General features: G+C 63.4%; 15 protein-coding genes. 4 read left to right on the top strand and 11 right to left on the bottom strand.

Features of this window, described 5'->3' with window-relative positions; translation table 11 throughout:
* Window positions 1–8: 8 nt before the first annotated feature.
* Complete coding sequence (locus QP990_RS09035; RefSeq protein ID WP_084278962.1) at window positions 9–1,247, bottom strand: DNA polymerase III subunit delta'; 1,239 nt, start codon at window positions 1,245–1,247, stop codon at window positions 9–11.
* On the opposite strand from QP990_RS09035, the gene QP990_RS09030 reads away from it, so the two are divergent.
* Together QP990_RS09030 and QP990_RS09025 are read left to right on the top strand one after the other, a co-directional pair.
* On the top strand, window positions 1,246–2,778 hold the full coding sequence (locus tag QP990_RS09030; RefSeq protein WP_034655698.1) for an adenylate/guanylate cyclase domain-containing protein: 1,533 nt from the start codon (window positions 1,246–1,248) through the stop codon (window positions 2,776–2,778). The genes QP990_RS09035 and QP990_RS09030 overlap by 2 nt on opposite strands.
* 36 nt (window positions 2,779–2,814) lie before the next feature.
* Complete coding sequence (locus tag QP990_RS09025) at window positions 2,815–4,035, top strand: DUF418 domain-containing protein (RefSeq protein ID WP_023020433.1); 1,221 nt, start codon at window positions 2,815–2,817, stop codon at window positions 4,033–4,035.
* Here QP990_RS09025 and QP990_RS09020 read toward each other — a convergent pair.
* Window positions 3,979–4,566, bottom strand: coding sequence for a hypothetical protein (locus QP990_RS09020; RefSeq protein ID WP_023020432.1), 588 nt, complete (start codon window positions 4,564–4,566; stop codon window positions 3,979–3,981). The genes QP990_RS09025 and QP990_RS09020 overlap by 57 nt on opposite strands.
* Before the next feature lie 18 nt (window positions 4,567–4,584).
* Window positions 4,585–7,560, bottom strand: a complete 2,976-nt coding sequence (gene topA / locus QP990_RS09015) for a type I DNA topoisomerase (protein ID WP_023020431.1) — start codon at window positions 7,558–7,560, stop codon at window positions 4,585–4,587.
* A 248-nt stretch (window positions 7,561–7,808) separates the two neighbouring features.
* Between topA and QP990_RS09010 the strand changes: the two genes are divergently transcribed.
* Window positions 7,809–8,438 (top strand): DedA family protein, encoded by a 630-nt coding sequence (locus QP990_RS09010; RefSeq protein ID WP_023020430.1) that lies wholly within the window; start codon window positions 7,809–7,811, stop codon window positions 8,436–8,438.
* Window positions 8,439–8,455: 17 nt separating this feature from the next.
* On the opposite strand, the gene QP990_RS09005 is transcribed toward QP990_RS09010, so the two are convergent.
* Window positions 8,456–8,659: a cold-shock protein gene (locus tag QP990_RS09005; protein WP_023020429.1), complete on the bottom strand. Its 204-nt coding sequence runs from the start codon at window positions 8,657–8,659 to the stop codon at window positions 8,456–8,458.
* Window positions 8,660–8,836: 177 nt separating this feature from the next.
* Here QP990_RS09005 and QP990_RS09000 point away from each other — a divergent pair, with 177 nt between their 5' ends.
* The gene (locus QP990_RS09000) at window positions 8,837–11,200 is read left to right on the top strand and encodes a Zn-binding domain-containing protein (RefSeq protein ID WP_023020428.1); all 2,364 of its coding nucleotides are present in this window, start codon (window positions 8,837–8,839) and stop codon (window positions 11,198–11,200) included.
* A gap of 23 nt (window positions 11,201–11,223) precedes the next feature.
* Here QP990_RS09000 and QP990_RS08995 read toward each other — a convergent pair whose 3' ends face one another.
* From QP990_RS08995 to ssd, 7 genes are read right to left on the bottom strand one after another with little or no spacing between them, the layout of a single operon-like run.
* Entirely contained in the window at window positions 11,224–11,550 is a 327-nt protein-coding gene (locus QP990_RS08995; RefSeq protein ID WP_023020427.1) for an Rv3654c family TadE-like protein, read from the bottom strand.
* On the bottom strand, window positions 11,543–11,857 hold the full coding sequence (locus QP990_RS08990; RefSeq protein ID WP_023020426.1) for a hypothetical protein: 315 nt from the start codon (window positions 11,855–11,857) through the stop codon (window positions 11,543–11,545). Before QP990_RS08990 ends, QP990_RS08995 begins: the two co-directional genes overlap by 8 nt.
* Window positions 11,858–11,913: 56 nt before the next feature.
* Window positions 11,914–12,102, bottom strand: coding sequence for a DUF4244 domain-containing protein (locus tag QP990_RS08985; protein ID WP_023020425.1), 189 nt, complete (start codon window positions 12,100–12,102; stop codon window positions 11,914–11,916).
* Between the two features lie 24 nt (window positions 12,103–12,126).
* On the bottom strand, window positions 12,127–12,723 hold the full coding sequence (locus QP990_RS08980; RefSeq protein ID WP_023020424.1) for a type II secretion system F family protein: 597 nt from the start codon (window positions 12,721–12,723) through the stop codon (window positions 12,127–12,129).
* Window positions 12,720–13,508, bottom strand: a complete 789-nt coding sequence (locus QP990_RS08975; protein WP_023020423.1) for a type II secretion system F family protein — start codon at window positions 13,506–13,508, stop codon at window positions 12,720–12,722. The genes QP990_RS08980 and QP990_RS08975 overlap by 4 nt, the downstream gene beginning before the upstream one ends.
* On the bottom strand, window positions 13,501–14,679 hold the full coding sequence (locus QP990_RS08970) for a TadA family conjugal transfer-associated ATPase (RefSeq protein ID WP_023020422.1): 1,179 nt from the start codon (window positions 14,677–14,679) through the stop codon (window positions 13,501–13,503). Before QP990_RS08970 ends, QP990_RS08975 begins: the two co-directional genes overlap by 8 nt.
* Window positions 14,676–15,743: a septum site-determining protein Ssd gene (gene ssd, locus QP990_RS08965; RefSeq protein WP_023020421.1), complete on the bottom strand. Its 1,068-nt coding sequence runs from the start codon at window positions 15,741–15,743 to the stop codon at window positions 14,676–14,678. The genes QP990_RS08970 and ssd overlap by 4 nt, the downstream gene beginning before the upstream one ends.
* Window positions 15,744–15,971 lie beyond the last annotated feature (228 nt).

The raw sequence follows: 15,971 nt of genomic DNA, 5'->3' as shown, positions 1-15,971 counted from the left end.
GCACCCGCTTATAGGCACGCGCGACGCAGTCGGCCCACCAACCCGTCGAAGGCAATCTGCGTGCCGACGTTTTGTGTGAGCTGCTCGCGGCACAACGTGATGGCGGCCTGGCAGTCCAGCAGACCTTCCTCACTCACGCGTTGCGCTAGCTCGCCAGAAAGACCGGCGAAGTCCGGGTGGGTCAGGTCCACCTGCGCGCCAACTTTCTGCATGAGCGCATCGCGGTACACACCGGAGAGATCGATAAGTACTAAATCCAGGTTGTCGATCACGCGCCGCTTCGCCCGCTTCTTGTGCTGCTCCTGCAGTTCCTTAATGGCGGATCGGGCATCGCGCTGCGCTTTAGCCGCGCCTTTGCCCTTCGCACCTACGCCGAGGGTCTGCTCCAGCTTCGCCAGTTCGGCTTCTTCTTGTTCCTTATGCGATTCCTTCGCCTCCGAGTCGACCAATTTCAGCAGCGAGGTGACCGCCTGAAAGCCTTGGGAGCCGTGGAAGACCTCTTCTGCCAGGTTGATGGCCACCGCGCGGCGCTTTTGTACCGCCGGGTCGTTGACGAGGCGCCGCGCCCTGCCGACGTGGCGGAGGGAGGTGAGGGCGGCCAAGTGGGCGTCGTGATCCGAGGCGCCCTCGCTGACCAGCTGGGCGGTAATACTCTCCACCGACGGGGAGGGAATGTAGAGGTGGCGGCAGCGCGAGCGGAGGGTCTGGGAGAAGTCCTCGGGGGCGTCGGAAGGAGCGCACATGATGATCACTGTGCGCGCCGGCGGTTCTTCCACGGTCTTGAGCAGGGCATTCGCACCGTTATTATTGAGGCGGTCGGCATTGTTGAAGATCACTACGCGCCAGGGCGCCACCGTGGGCAGGCTCGCGGCGCGGCCGATGACCTCGCGCACCGTATCCACCGGAATGATGACTTCCTGCGGATCCACCAGCACCAAGTCAGTATGCTGCTTCGCATCCAGCACTGCCTGGCAGGCCTCGCACCGGCCGCAGCCCGGCTCTTCCGAGTCCGTGCACATGAGTGCGGCCGCAAAATCGAGGGCGGCCAGGGATCGGCCGGAGCCCGGCGGGCCGGTAAATAGCCAGGAATGGCTCATTGCCCGCGGGTCTGCCCCCGGCGTCCCCCGAGCTGCCCGAGCGGCATCCAGGATGGTGCGGGCCACGCCTGGGGTATCTGCCAATCTTTGCGCAACGCTTCCGGTATTCACTCGCCCTAGCCTACTGGTCTTACTAAAGTATGAAGACATGAACAGACTATTGCGCGGCGCACGATGGCTCATGGGAACCCAATGGCCGGTCTACGCTGCCTTAGTCCTCGGTGCGAACCTCATCGGCGCCATCGCGATCATGACATTCGTCCTCTATTTCCTTCCTATGCCGGAAATCAAGGACTTTGCCGCCGAGCTGCCAAGCTTGATGGGTGTCGCCGCGGTGTACCTCATCTTCGCCGTGATTATCGGAATTGCCGTAACCCTCCTGCTCTTCCGCCCGGTGCTGGACTGGCAGCGCAACCCGGACGAGCACGATCCAAATATGGTGCGCAACCTGGTGCTGCGCATCCCCGTCTACCAGTCCGCAGTGGCGGCCGCGGTATGGCTCATCGGCATCATTTTGGCCGTGGTCATTTCCGGGCGCGAATCCGGCCGCTTGGGGCTTGTCGTAGGCGTATCCGCTACCTTGGCCGGCTTGGTGGTTATCATCCTGACCTACCTGCAGGCAGAGCGCCTTGTGCGCCCAGTTGCCGCCCAGGCGGTGGCGCGGCGCTTTGAGGATTCCACGCTCGAGCCACCCATCAAATACCGCCTGATATCCACCTGGCTGATGACTTCCGGGGTGCCGCTCATCGGCATCCTTCTGGCGCTGATTGCCCAGCTCACCGGGCTTTTCCCTGGAACCGCCGGCGATCTTGTTCCCGCCATTACCGCCTTGGCGCTTACCGCTCTGGCTACCGGTTTTATCGGCACCAGCTTTGCGGTAATGAGCGTCGTAGACCCGATTGTGGAGCTACAGAACGCCATCAATCGGGTGCGCCGCGGTGAGACCAATGCCGAGGTCGATATCTATGACGGATCCGAGCTAGGCGTGCTGCAAGCCGGTTTCAATGAAATGATGCGTGGCCTGCGGGAGCGCAACCGCGTGCGCGATATTTTCGGCCGCTACGTCGGCAGCGAGGTGGCCCAACGTGCGTTGGAGGAGCGCCCAGAATTAGGCGGCGAGGATCGCAAAGTGGCGGTGCTTTTTATTGACGTCATCGGTTCCACCACGTTTGCCGTTAACCACTCCCCCGAAGAAGTTGTGGAGGAGCTCAATAAGTTCTTCGAGCACGTCGTCAAGGTGGTGCACCGCAATAAAGGAATTATTAATAAATTCCAGGGCGATGCAGCCCTCGCAGTTTTTGGCGCTCCCCTCAACGTTTATGATTCCACCTCCATGGCCCTGCAGGCCGCCCGCGATCTGCGCAGTGAATTGCGCGGACTCGAGTTGCAAGCCGGCATCGGCGTGGCCGCGGGGCACGTTGTCGCCGGGCACATCGGCGGCGCCGATCGCTTTGAATATACCGTCATCGGTGATGCCGTCAACGAGGCCGCGCGCCTGACCGAGCTGGCCAAGGACACCCCGGGCCAAGTATTGACCAACGCCGCCACGCTCAAAACCGCTAACGAGGCCGAGCAGGCCCGCTGGACTATGATGAAATCCATTGAGCTGCGCGGCCGTCACCGCATGACCCAGCTGGCTCGCCCTATCCGCGCTACCCTGGCAGAACGTTCCGAGGTATAACGAGGTTTTTAAGTGAGCTCAGCTCCCCGGCCCCGCATGATCGTGCCCGATGTGGCGCGCGGCATGGCCCTTCTAGGCATCGCCATGGCCAATATGACCACGGCGTGGATCATCACCACCGACCGGCCAGCAAGTTATTTCGGCGGCATCATCGATGGCAGCGTGTGGGATAAGGCGGCCGTCGTCTTCGCCGCCTTCTTTGTCCACAACCGCGGCCTGCCCATGTTTTCCACCCTGCTGGGTTTTGGCGTGGGGCTCATCGCGCTGAGTCTGTGGCGGCGCGGGTTTCCGGTGCAGGGGGCGCGCAGGGTCATCGCCAAGCGCTATGCCTTCTTGGCGGTGATGGGAGCGGCGCACATGGTGCTGCTGTTTTGGGGCGACATCATGTTCTTCTATGGCGTGGCCGGAATCGTGATTGCATTCCTGCTGCGCAAGCGGGATTCCTCCCTCATGCGCGTGGCCTATATTCTATTCGCACTATGCGCGCTGGGCGGGATTGTGGCCTTCATTTCCGGCGCGCTGGATCCCCTCGGCGTGGTGGCCACGGAGGGCATCGGCACCATCGAGTCCTACCCCGATTTGCTGCTCAGCCAGCTTGTCACCCTAGGCAGCCAGGCCTTGGCCACGCCGATCATTTTATTGATGTACCTGCCCGTCATGCTGGTGGGCTTTGTGTGGGCGCGCCAAGGCGTGCTTGCCGACGTCCCTTCCCACCGCCCCACCCTCCTGCGCTGGGTGGCCATCGCGGTGGTCATTACCGTGGTTATCGGTACCTTGTGGTCTTTGAGCACGCTTGGGGTCATCGAGCAGCGCTGGGCGAATGCAGCCAATAATGCCAACTCTTTCCTCGGCGTCTTCACTGGCCCCGGCATCCTGGCCGGGCTCGCGTTGGTGCTGCAGCCAGTACAGGAGCGACTTTCGGCCGGCGCACCGCTGCCCGCAGTATTATGGCCCTTTGCGGCGCTGGGCAAGCGCTCCATGAGCGGCTATGTGGGGCAGTCCATCCTCTTTTTCTGCCTCGTGCACCCGTTCATGCTGGACTTTGGCCACGAGCTAGGGACTTTTGGCCAGGGCGCGCTCGCTTTTGCGGTATGGCTGGCCACGCTCATCTTCGCCTGCGTGCTGGAAGCCTTCGACCGCCGCGGCCCCTTCGAGGCGGTGCACCGCCGCCTTTCCTATGGTCCGACGATGCAGCCGCAGTTACCGGGCTCGGGTGCGGCTAAGGCCGTCAATCAGCAGCAGATGGCCGATAACTAGGGCGCCGGTTTCGGCCGTGCACACTAGCCGCGCCTTGTGCTTGCGCTGCTTCAGCGCCGCACGCAAGGCGGTTAGCGCCTCGGCCGCGACGAGCACATTAGCGCCGTGACTCATGCCCTTGCCGGCGTCGGTGCGCAGCACTGGGTCGCCCGCCAGCGCCGAGGTGGCAAGCACGGCCGCGCCACCCACTGCCACTGCGGCGGACGTCGGCTGGCTACGGGTAGCGGCAACGCCCGCACCCCATGCGGCCGCCCGCAGGCCCCAGCCCAGGGCATCGTTGCGCGCGCCGCGGCGATACAGGCTCCAGGCATAGGCGGCGTGGTTCGCCGTTAAAGCCGCCACGCCCAGCGCCGAAGGACGAGTCAGGGTGCGGGCCTTTTCCACTTGGGCGATGACCCCGGCTAGGATACCGGCGCCAACGGCGGGGTCTTCGCGGACCGAGGCGATAAGCTGCGGCTGTGCGCTGATATCGGATACGGCGCGCCGCAGGGCCGCAGCGCCTTCCTGGGTGCGGGCAAGGAAATCGTTCATGCCCGCTACCTTACGCGGTTATTTCTTGCGCGAGCCGGCCTTTACCACGTTCTTCGTGCCGGGCGATGGTTTCTTGGTTGCCTTCTTGCCGGCCTTCTTCGTGGACTTTTTGGTGGCCTTCTTAGTCGCCTTCTTCTTGGTCGTCTTCTTAGAGGACTTCTTGGTGGACTTCTTCTTGGTTTCGCCGGATGCTTCCTTGGCGCGGCGCTCGGAGAGGAGCTCGTTCGCGCGGGCGTCGGTAAGCTGCTCCGGGTCATCACCGCGGCGCAGGGAGGCATTGGTAGTGCCGTCGGTGACGTACGGGCCGAAGCGGCCATCCTTGACGGTCATGGGCTTGCCGGAGACGTCATTATCGCCTAGCTGCTTGATCGGCGGCTGGGCCGCGGCGCGGCCGCGACGCTTCGGCTCGGCATAGATGCGGCGGGCCTCGTCCAAGGTAATGGTGAAGATCTGCTCTTCCTTGGCCAAAGAGCGCGAATCAGTCCCTTTCTTCAAGTACGGGCCGTAGCGGCCATTTTGGGCGGTGATCATCACGCCGTCATCCTCGCCCACCTCGCGCGGCAGGGACAGCAGCTGGAGGGCTTCTTCGAGAGTCACCGTAGAGGGTTCCATCGAGCTAAACAGTGAGGCCGTACCCGGCTTCAGCTTATTCTCGATGTACTCCTTGACGCGCTTTTCCTTCTGCTTTGCGGCCGTCTTGGTCTCCCAATTCTTGGCGCGCTTGCCCTCCTCGGCGCGTTGCTTATCCTCCTCGGCCCGCTCTTTGGCGACGACCTCTTCGGCCTCGCCCTCGGCCTTCTCCCGCTCATCATCGCGGACAACCTCGGTGACATACGGGCCGAAGCGGCCCTCCTTAGCCACAATCATGCGTCCATTTGCCGGGTTTTCACCCAGTTCGCGGCCGCCCTGTGGGGTGGCAAAGAGTTTTTCCGCCAGCTCCTCGTTCAAGCCGTCCGGAGTGACGGTTTCAGAGAGGTTGGCGCGCTGGTACTCGATGCTGCCGTCGTCATTGGTGCCAACGGCGCGCTCGATATACGGGCCATAGCGGCCCACACGGACGAAGACATCGCGGCCCTCGGTATCGGTGTAAAGGCGCAGGGAGTTGACCTTGCGGGCATCGATGGCTTCTAGGTTGACGTCGATAAGCGATTTCAAGCCACCGTGGCGGGCAATGGAGGCTGCCTTTTGCTCGTTGGCCTCGGCGTTGCCGAAATAAAAGCCATTGAGCCAGGCGGTGCCGTCCTCGATACCGGTAGCAATCTGGTCCAGCTCATCCTCCATAGAAGAGGTGAAGTCATAGTCGACCAGCTCGGTGAAGTTCTCCTCCAACAGTCCCACGACGGCAAAGGCAACCCACGATGGCACCAGCGCATTGCCGCGCGAGACCACATAGCCGCGGTCCTGGATGGTCTTGATAATGGACGCATACGTGGACGGGCGGCCGATACCCAAGTCCTCCATTTTCTTGACCAAGCTGGCCTCGGTATAGCGCGCCGGCGGGTTGGTGGAGTGGCCCTCGGCGGAGACCTCCTTGGCGTTCAGGGCGCGACCCTCTTCCAAATGTGGCAGGTGGGTCTCGCCCTTCTTGTCACCCTTGGCGTCATCTGCGCCATAGGCCTTCAGGAAGCCCGGGAAGGTAATGGTGCGGCCGGTGGCGGAGAATTCCACGTCATAGCTGCCATTATCCGTGGTGGCGGTGCCGGCCACGGTGACCTTCATGGAGGTTCCCTTGACATCGGCCATCTGGGAGGCGACGGTGCGCTTCCAAATCAGGTCATAGAGCTTAAACTCCTCCGCGTCCAATTGACCGGAGAGCTGGCCCGGGGTGGCGAAGGACTCGCCGGCTGGGCGAATCGCCTCGTGAGCCTCCTGGGAGTTTTTCACCTTGCGGTCATAAACACGCGGGGAATCAGAAACGTACTCTGCGCCATAGATGCTGGTGGCGGAGTTGCGCGCAGCTGATAGGCCCTGCTTGGACAGCGAAGTGGAGTCAGTACGCATATAAGTAATGTGGCCGTTTTCGTACAGGCGCTGCGCAATGCGCATGGTGCGCTCGGAGGTAAAGTGCAGGCGGCGGCCGGCTTCCTGCTGCAGCGTAGAGGTCATAAACGGCGCATAAGGCTTGCGCGTATAAGGCTTGTGCTCGACACCAGCGACCTGCATGTCCGCGCCGCTCAGTGCGGTTTCCAGCGCCTTGGCCTGCGGCTCGGTGATGACGATGACGTCCTTGCTCTTCACGTTTCCGCGGTCATCAAAGTCGCGGCCCAGGGCCACGCGCTTACTATTGACGGCCGTGAGGCGGGCGTCGAACGTAGCGGGATTATCCGCATCCGCAGCGCCGGTGTCCAAAGTAGCGGCTAGATCCCAATAATCCGCGGGGATAAACGCCATGCGCTCGCGCTCGCGCTCGACGATGACGCGGGTAGCCACCGACTGCACGCGGCCGGCAGAAAGCCGCGGCATGACCTTCTTCCACAGCACCGGGGAGACCTCGTAGCCGTAGAGGCGGTCGAGGATGCGGCGGGTTTCCTGGGCGTCGATAAGGTTATAATCCAGATCGCGCGTATTATCCGCCGCCTCCAGGATGGCGGATTTGGTGATCTCGTTGAACACCATGCGGCGTACCGGAACCTTGGGTTTTAAGACCTCAAGCAGGTGCCAGGCGATGGCCTCGCCCTCGCGGTCGGGGTCTGTTGCGAGGTAGAGCTGATCGCACTGCTTCAGCTTGGATTTTAGGTCCGCGACCTTCTTCTTCTTATCGGGGCTCACCACATATAGCGGGGCGAAGTCATCCTCCGGGTTCACTCCGAGGCGCGCCCAGGATTCCTTCTTAAACTTAGCCGGCACGTCCGCAGCGCCGCGGGGAAGATCGCGGATATGGCCCACGGAGGCCTCCACGATGTACTTATCTCCGAGGTAAGGCTGAATCTTCTTCGCCTTCGTCGCCGACTCGACGATCACCAAGGTCTTTCCCGGCCCGGCTGCTTCTGCCACTTCGACTTCATCCCTTTCGATGATGCGAACAATAAGGTATGCACGCTTTCAGCAATCGCCCCTAGCGTACACAGTTGATCTGTGTTTCCTTTCTCGCACCATATACGCGGTTCTGCCAAAAGGCCGTTTTCAGGGGCACTATGTACCCCCACGGAACGGGTCTATACTGGCCTACTTAGAATGCCCAGTAACTGTGAAAGCATTGTGGGGCACGATAGCACACCTAAGCCGACACCCGGGGAGGATTCATGGTCGACACAATCACTATGTGGATCGAAACCGTCATGTCCACAGAGTGGATCTACCCGCTGGTCGCCGCGCTGATCTTTGGTGACTGCTTCTTCCCCGTCCTGCCTTCAGAAATCCCGCTCAATATGGCCGGCGCCTGGTCCGGCTCGCAGGGCTTCCCCCACCTGCCCACCATGTTCTTCGTGGCGCTCATCGCCGCCATGATGGGCGATAATCTCTGTTTCCTGCTAGGCACGCGGTTCATGCCCTTGCTTAAGCGCGTGCCAAAGGGATCTAAGGCCTACGAAGGGCTGAACTGGGTCAAGCGAAATATGCGCCGCGGCGGAGGGGCCGCCATTATTATCGCCCGCTTCATCCCTTCAGCCCGCTTGTTTATGACCATCCTGCTGGGGTCCATGAGGTTCCCGTGGATCGTCTTTGTTTTCTTCGACACCATCGGCGTCGCCCTCTGGGCTGGCGAGGCGCTGGCCATTGGTTATCTCGGCGGCATGGCCTTTTCTAATTCGCCAGTACTCGCCGTGGTGGTCAGCATCATCGCAGCCATCATCATCGGCGTGGGCCTGCAGAAGCTGCAGAATAAGTTCACCGAGTGGTGGGATACCCGCCGCGGCTACGCGGAGACGCCGTAGCGGGGAGAACAGGCCGCCTAGATGACGGACACGGACTGGGCCTGATCACCCTTCGGGCCGGAGCCAACCTCGAAGGTGACCTGCTGATTTTCCTCTAGGGTGCGGAAGCCGCTGCCCTGAATCTCGGAGTAGTGGACGAAGATATCGCCGGCGCCATCCGCGCGCTCGATAAAGCCGTAGCCCTTTTCAGAGTTAAACCACTTAACGGTTCCTTGTGCCATGGTGTGCAGTCCTTTTCTTGCTTATCGGTGCAGCGATTCCGCACCAAGGGGGTTCGGTAAATGCGTCCTTTAGCAGTACCTTAAAGTGTAAACACCGCACCAAGACATCATTGGCCTTATATCAGTGTGACACGTTCCACGCCAAAGCGATAGACCAAACCCACAAGGGGGTAAAAATTGTCTCACCCGGAAACAGATAATCCCCTGGGAACAGAGCTCCTCGAATTCATCCAGCGCCGCCTCGATGAGTCCACTCTCACCTTTCACACCACCCTGCCCCCTCAGCGCACCCAGTATGCGCAGTGGCCGGAGTGGGTACTGCCGCAGTTGCGGGAGAAGCTGGTAGAAGGGGGCGTCGGCAAGCTGTATCGGCACCAGGCTGAACTCGCACAGGCCGCCTGGGAAGGCGAGGATGCGGTGATTGCTACCGGCACTTCTTCAGGAAAATCCCTGGGCTACCAGCTGCCCATTTTGAGCCGGCTGGCGCAGGAGCCGACCGCTTGCGCGCTGTATCTCACCCCCACTAAGGCACTGGGTTCGGATCAGCTGCAGGCGGTGCTGGAGCTGTGCCGGGGGATTCCGGCGCTCAAGGGTGTGGTGCCCGCGCCCTATGACGGCGATACGCCGCAGGAATCCCGCGCGGGTGTGCGCGATCATTCGCGGTTCATTTTTTCCAACCCGGATATGGTGCATATGTCCCTGCTGGCCGCGCATGCCCGGTGGGCGCGGCTGCTGCGGCACCTGGAATTCATCGTCATCGATGAATGCCATTCCTACCGGGGCGTATTCGGCGCCAATGTGGCGCTCGTGTTGCGGCGGCTGCTGCGCTTGTGCGCGCACTATGGCTCGCGGCCGACGGTTATCTATGCCTCGGCCACCATGAAGGACCCGGGCCGGCATGCACAGCGCCTCACCGGCCGGCCGGCCCGCGCAATTACGGAGGACACCGCCCCCACCGGTGCGCGCACCGTAGCCCTGTGGGAGCCAGGCTTCATCGAGGGCGCCGAGGGTGAGCACGGGGCGCCGGTGCGCCGCGCCGCCACCACCGAAGCGGCCGAGATGATGGCCTCTTTCATCGCCGAGGGTGCGCGCACCATGACCTTCGTGCGTTCGCGCCGCTCGGCCGAGGTGGTGGCCATGCGTGCGGCCGAGGTGCTCTCCGGTAGTTTGGGCCGGCCCGATTTTGCCCAGCGCATCGCCGCCTACCGCGCGGGTTACCTGGCCGAGGACCGCCGTGCATTAGAGCGCGCGCTTGACGACGCCTCCTTGCTCGGCGTCGCCACCACCTCCGCGCTCGAGCTGGGCATCGACGTCGGTGGGCTCGATGCCGTGGTCACGGCCGGCTTCCCGGGGACCGTCGCCAGTTTTTGGCAGCAGGCCGGGCGCGCCGGCCGCCGCGGGCAGGGCTCGCTCGTAGTACTCATCGCCCGCGATGAGCCGATGGATACCTATCTGGTCCACCATCCCGAGGCGCTGCTGGGCAAGCCGGTGGAGGCCAGCGTATTCAACCCCGCCAATCCCTATATCCTTTTCGGCCATGTCTACTGCGCTGCGGTAGAAAAACCACTGGATGATGCCACGATTGCTGCCTGGGGAGCCCAGGACGTGGTCCATCAGCTGGCCGAGTCTGGCCTGCTGCGCCGCCGCGAGCGAGGCTGGTTCGCCGTACCCATTCCTGCCCACTCGCCGGAGGAGCTCTCCCCGGAGACGGCGCATACCGCCGTTTCCTTGCGCGGCGGGTCAGGCGAGGAAGTGATGATCGTGGATTCTTCCGACGGCCGCCTGCTCGGCACCATCGATGCCGCTCGCGCCACCAGCCAGGTGCACCCCGGCGCGGTGTACCTGCACCAAGGCGAAAGTTTTGTCATCGAGGAACTCATCCTCAGCGATTACCTGGCGCTGGCCCGCCCCGAGACCCCGGATTATTCGACGACCCCGCGCTCCACCACGGATATTCGCATCCTGCGCGAGGCCGATAACCTGGTCAATTATTCCCCGGGCCTGTGGGTAGCCGACGTGGAGGTAGAGGTCACCGATCGCGTCACCGGTTACCAAGTGCGGCTTGCCGATGGCACCATTGGTGACGACATCCCCCTCGATCTCCCCGAACAGCGCCTGGTTACCCGATCCGTGGCCTATACCATCGATCCGCTGGCACTTTCCGCCATGGGCGTGACGGCCTCCGATACGCCCGGCACCCTACACGCGGCCGAGCACGCTGCCATCGGCTTACTGCCGCTTATCGCCACCTGCGACCGCTGGGATATCGGCGGCGTATCCACCGCACTGCACCCCGATACCCAGCTGCCCACCGTTTTTGTCTATGACGGCCATCCGGGCGGTGCCGGCTTTGCTGAAGAAGGCTTCCGCCGCTTCCCCGAATGGATAGAGGCCACCTTCGAGGCGGTGCGCTCGTGTCCTTGCGAATCCGGTTGCCCGTCGTGCGTGCAATCACCGAAGTGCGGCAACGGAAATAATCCGCTCAGCAAAGATGGTGCTATCAAGCTACTCGGCGCGCTGGTCACCATGACGCAGGGCTAGCCGCGCTGCCTCCTTCCGCTGGCTCACACCGGCCCGGCCTTGGCCTGGGTAGAGCGGCCGCGCACTGCCGCGGTGACGATGACGTCGCGACCGGATTCGGTGCAGGTTTCTAGGGTGGCGCCATTCAGGGCGGCGGTATCGCCCGCGGCGGTGCAGGCATCCTCGCCAGTAGCAAGTGCCCAGGCGCCAGCGACCGCAGCGAGGTCGGCGGCCACTTGCGCCTCGTGGCGTGCGGCTACGCGCGAGCCCACCGCCGCCACGATAAGCAGCAGGCTCACGATGGCGACAATGATGCCGGCCGCAGCGATGGTGGCATAGCCTTCCTCGCCCCAGCGTTGCGGCTTACTCATTTCCGCCCACCTCGGCGGGAAAGACTGCCTCGGAGCGCATGGTGCCGATGGGGGCTTCCACGCTTACCGACGCCTTCACCAGCCCACCGCTTTCCTCCACGCTGACTTGGGCATCTTCGCGCGCGGGGTGGTATTCGACGCCGATGGCATGCGCACGCGCGGCCGCACCCGCCATGTCCACAGCGGCGATATAGGATGCCAGCGTGGCAATAGCACCCACGATTCCCGCCGCGACCAAGACTAGGGAGCTTAAAGCTAAGGCGGCCTCGATGGTCACGGAGCCATCGTCATCAAATACCTTGTGCATTATTCCTCCTTTCTGCCGGCGGGAATGGTCCCGCCGGCTGGGGTTACGTAGAGCTGCTAGCTGGGGGTATTAGAGAGGGCGTCGGTTATGATGCCTTCGATGGCATCCACCACGCCGCCGCCGTTGATGACCATGTAGAGCACCCCGGCAAGCGCCGCTGCTGCTAGAGAGCCCATGGCATATTCGATGGTGCTCATCCCCTCGTCATTGCGGATGAGCTGGGGATACTTAGTAAGTGCGTGCATGATTAGTGTCCTTTCAAGTGAGGTTTAGAGAAGTTGCGCGCCCAGGCTGATTACTACGGGCGCAAGGCCTAGAACGATGAATGCCGGCAGGAAGCACACCGCCAGCGGGAGGGCAATGAATACTCCTGCGCGCTCCGCCTGTGCTGTGGCGTGGGCGGATGCTTCCGCGCGCAAAGAAGTACAGATTCGATGACATCCGGCCGCAATGGTGGCGCCGGATTGGCCCGACATGATGACAAGCTGTGCTAAGTCCTCCAGCCCCGCCTGGCCCTTCATATGGCCCCACGCGGACTGCGTGGAAACTCCAACGCCTAGCAGCGCGGAGACGGTCTCCCACAGGTCCTGCGTCTGAGCGTCCGCGGTGCGAGCGACCGCGGTGGCGGCTCCGTGCACGGACAGCCCTGCGGCCAGGCACGCTGCGAAGAGTTCGACGTCGCCAGCTACTATCAGCGGGTCCAGCGGTGCTGCGGGCTTGAGCTTGCTTATCAGTCCCCCACGCGCTTTCGGGCCATCGCGCGGGGTCTTGGCGGTGGTCTCAGTCGCACTGGTAACTGCCAGCCGGCCAGTGTGCGGTGGGAGGCCAACGAGGGCGGCCAAGGCCACAAAGATGAGCGGGGTCATGCAGCCGCCTTCCGAATAATGACGCGCGACCAAGCGAAGCCGCCGCAGGCCAGCGCCACGCCTACCACGAGAAGGACACCGCCCAGCCCGCCGCCGAAAAGAAAGCCGAGCGAGTTAGCGCCCATGGCCCCGCCCATGGCGATGCCGGCTACTGGCAAGCACGCGAGCACCGTGGCGGTCGCTTGGGGGCCTTGCAGACTAGCGGAGGTGGATTGCTGGTGGCGTCGAGAAGCATCGAGGCGGCTTTGGGCTTGGTCGAGCAAGCTGGCCACCGCAATACCGTGGTAAGTGGAAAGCTCCAGTAGGTGGCCTAAGCGGGAAAGCTCCGGCAGGGCCTTTGTATCCTCCGCATCCGTGAGCGCCATGTGGGGCGGCGCGCCACGCGCAGCGAGGGCGGCCGTTGCTTCCAGTGCGGCGGATACCTCCCGCGGGGTAGTTCCCGGCAGGGCCTCTACCCCGCGGGCAAGTGCCCCAGCCAGGGTCGCCCCTGCCCGCAGGTCCGCGGTGACCACTCCCAAATAGGCGGCCAGCCCTTCGTGGCTGCGCCGCTGCGTACGCGCGGCCACGAGGTCTTTGGTGTACCAGGACACGCACCAAGCGATTATGGCGGCGGCGATAGCGATGCTGATGCGACCCACTGAGTAAAAGACCAGGCTGCCGCAAAACACCGCCCCCAGGATGACCACGGAGCTGGCCTGTACCTGGCGCGTGGCCGATGCCAAGCGGCCTGCAATCGAGGGCGCGGGCAGGAGCAGCGCGGCGGCGAGCAAGAGGAAACTAAGCATGGCTGGCCTTCCCGGCGCGCTCGCCCAGAAGTTGTGCGGAAAATTCCGCAAAGCCATCCGCCGGTCCGTCTTCGGCACTCCAGATGATGCGCGGGGTAACCGGGTTTCCCTCGAGCACGCCAATATGGGCAAGGCGGCGGCCCTGCGGGGTGCGTTCCATGGTCAGCACCATGTGTACGGCCGCTGCCAGTTGTGAGTGCAGTGCCGCGCGGTCCAGGCCGCCAAGGGCGGCGAGGGCCTCCATGCGGGCGGGGACTTCAAAGAGCGAATTGGCATGGAGCGTACCGGCGCCGCCGTCGTGTCCGGTGTTGAGGGCGGCGAGGAGATCGACCACCTCGCGGCCGCGGATCTCGCCTACCACGATGCGGTCTGGGCGCATGCGCAGCGCTTGTCGGAGCAATTGTGACATCGTGACCTCGCCGCTTCCCTCCGCGTTGGCCCGGCGCGAGACCACGCTAACGCAGTGTGGGTGGTGCGGGGAGAGCTCGGCGGTGTCTTCGATGACGAGGATGCGTTCGCGCTCGGAGACGGTTCCCAAAAGTGCGGATAGCAAGGTGGTTTTGCCGGAGCCGGTTCCACCTATAACCAGGAATGAGACTCGCTTGTCCACCACAGCGCGCAGCAGCGTAGCGATATCTTCTGGCAGCGTGCCGTTGTCTACTAGTTGGGGCAGGGTGGTCTGGGCTTGGCGCAGTACGCGCAGGCTCAGGCAGGTTCCGGCCACCGCAGGCGGGCTCAGCAAGGCATGGACGCGCAGGACGACGCCATCAGGGCGGCTAACGCGGCCATCGGCATAAGGTTGAGCATCATCGAGGCGCGTGCCGGAGGCTGCCGCCAGCCGGCTGGCCAGTTGGCGGACTTCGCCATCATCGCGGAAGGTGATGTCAGTGCGTTCGAGGCCCTCGCCGCGGTCCATGAATACCGCATGCGGCCCGTTAACAACGACATCGGTAACCCCCTCTCGCCCCAGCAATGCATCAAGCGGGCCCATTCCGGTGGCGTCCTGGCGCAGGCGGCGTAGTAGGTCGAGTACCGCGACGTCACTAATCACGCCGGCTTCTGCACGGATGCGCCGAGCCAGGGCTGCCGCATCATGCACCAAGTCGGCCTCGGCGGCGATGATACGCTGCATCTTTTCCAGCGTTTCCTGTGCTACTTTCTGCTCACTCACGCGCCTACCTCCTCGAGGACCGCGTGTGCAGCCTTGCGCAAGGGTGCCGGGAGGCGCTGCGGGAGGCCGCCTATTTCCACCGCGCGCGTAAGGCCCCGGGCCGTTGGCAGTTCTGCCAACACCGTGCTGTGGATGATGCTTTCTACTTCCGCCGCGCTTAACGATGCCCACTGGCGTTGCCGCAGCACCACCACACAGCTGCGCCGCGCAGCCCCGAAGCGCGCAATTAGTTGCGCGGCCGATGCAGCCGAGCGCACTTCTGCGGCCACCACTATGACCACGTGGGTACACGCATCCGGAACGGTCTCCGGGGTGCAATCCACCACGCATAGCCCTTCGCCCGCGTGGGCCGCGCCCACTACTCGCGCGAGCAGGTCCTTTTCCAGGCGGAAGGGATCCGCGACGGTACTGCGCGCGGTCGAGAGCACCGCTACCCCATCCGGCGTAGTGGGCAGCGCGCGGTAGAGATCGGTGGCATCGATACTGCCATCGCCTACGGTAAGCTCCGGCCAGCGCGCCCCCGCTTCGGCCTCTACGCCAAGCAGGAGGTCGAGGCCACCGGAGTATGCGTGGGCGTCGATAAGCAGGGCGCGCCCATCCGCAGCGCACTGGGTGCGGGCCAAGGCGGCCGCGAAGGTAGAAGCCCCCACCCCGCCGCTCGCCCCAACCACGGCGATGGTGGCGCTACCCGGTCGCGTGTCCTGCGGGGTGCCCGCGGCCGCAATGCCCGCGAGCAGCTCCTTAACCTGGGCGGGAATGATAAAGGCGCTCTCCGCGTGACAGGCTAATGCCGCTTCATAGTCAATCGGTCCAGGGTCCGCGGCAAGGAATAGTACTGGCACAGGCGCGGTGTAGGGGCGTTGCGCTGCCGCCACCACGCGGGCCATGAGGGAATCAACCAGGACCGCAAAGGCGCCTGGCAGACTGCGCGGGACGTCGCGGGGATCGGTTACGGTAAGCACATCGTGGCTGGTAGCAGCCGCGGCATGGATAGCCTCGGCGCGCAGTGCTTCGTCACCGACGGCAACGACGATGGCAGCGGAATCAGGATGTAATGCGTTCATGCCTCATAGCCTGAAGCATCCGTGCAACCGCAGCGAGGGCTCTCCGGTGGCACTGTGGATAACCCGCGATAAGTCACCGTGTGGTCCTGATTTGGTTGCCACTTCAACTAAAAACCTGTGGATAACCTCGTATCACATGGCGCTAGATATAGGGTTAAGGGTCAAAAAGTGTGTCCGGAATCGCGGATTTTCACGGATTGACCTGTAGGTTTCCGGAAAGTATATGCT

Source organism: Corynebacterium sp. MSK071 (genome assembly GCF_030232125.1).
Taxonomy (GTDB): domain Bacteria; phylum Actinomycetota; class Actinomycetes; order Mycobacteriales; family Mycobacteriaceae; genus Corynebacterium; species Corynebacterium kefirresidentii.
The sequence above is the reverse complement of the archived record's forward strand: the minus strand, read 5'-3'. Positions and strand labels throughout refer to the sequence as shown.

Bases quoted from the DNA above. Each gene is read 5' to 3' on its own strand.
- QP990_RS09030 (WP_034655698.1), top strand. From the start codon at position 1,246: ATGAACAGACTATTGCGCGGCGCACGATGGCTCATGGGAACCCAATGG.
- QP990_RS09035 (WP_084278962.1), bottom strand. From the start codon at position 1,247: ATGTCTTCATACTTTAGTAAGACCAGTAGGCTAGGGCGAGTGAATACC.
- QP990_RS09025 (WP_023020433.1), top strand. From the start codon at position 2,815: ATGATCGTGCCCGATGTGGCGCGCGGCATGGCCCTTCTAGGCATCGCC.
- QP990_RS09020 (WP_023020432.1), bottom strand. From the start codon at position 4,566: ATGAACGATTTCCTTGCCCGCACCCAGGAAGGCGCTGCGGCCCTGCGG.
- QP990_RS09010 (WP_023020430.1), top strand. From the start codon at position 7,809: ATGGTCGACACAATCACTATGTGGATCGAAACCGTCATGTCCACAGAG.
- QP990_RS09005 (WP_023020429.1), bottom strand. From the start codon at position 8,659: ATGGCACAAGGAACCGTTAAGTGGTTTAACTCTGAAAAGGGCTACGGC.
- QP990_RS08995 (WP_023020427.1), bottom strand. From the start codon at position 11,550: ATGAGTAAGCCGCAACGCTGGGGCGAGGAAGGCTATGCCACCATCGCT.
- QP990_RS08990 (WP_023020426.1), bottom strand. From the start codon at position 11,857: ATGCACAAGGTATTTGATGACGATGGCTCCGTGACCATCGAGGCCGCC.
- QP990_RS08985 (WP_023020425.1), bottom strand. From the start codon at position 12,102: ATGCACGCACTTACTAAGTATCCCCAGCTCATCCGCAATGACGAGGGG.
- QP990_RS08980 (WP_023020424.1), bottom strand. From the start codon at position 12,723: ATGACCCCGCTCATCTTTGTGGCCTTGGCCGCCCTCGTTGGCCTCCCA.
- QP990_RS08975 (WP_023020423.1), bottom strand. From the start codon at position 13,508: ATGCTTAGTTTCCTCTTGCTCGCCGCCGCGCTGCTCCTGCCCGCGCCC.
- ssd (WP_023020421.1), bottom strand. From the start codon at position 15,743: ATGAACGCATTACATCCTGATTCCGCTGCCATCGTCGTTGCCGTCGGT.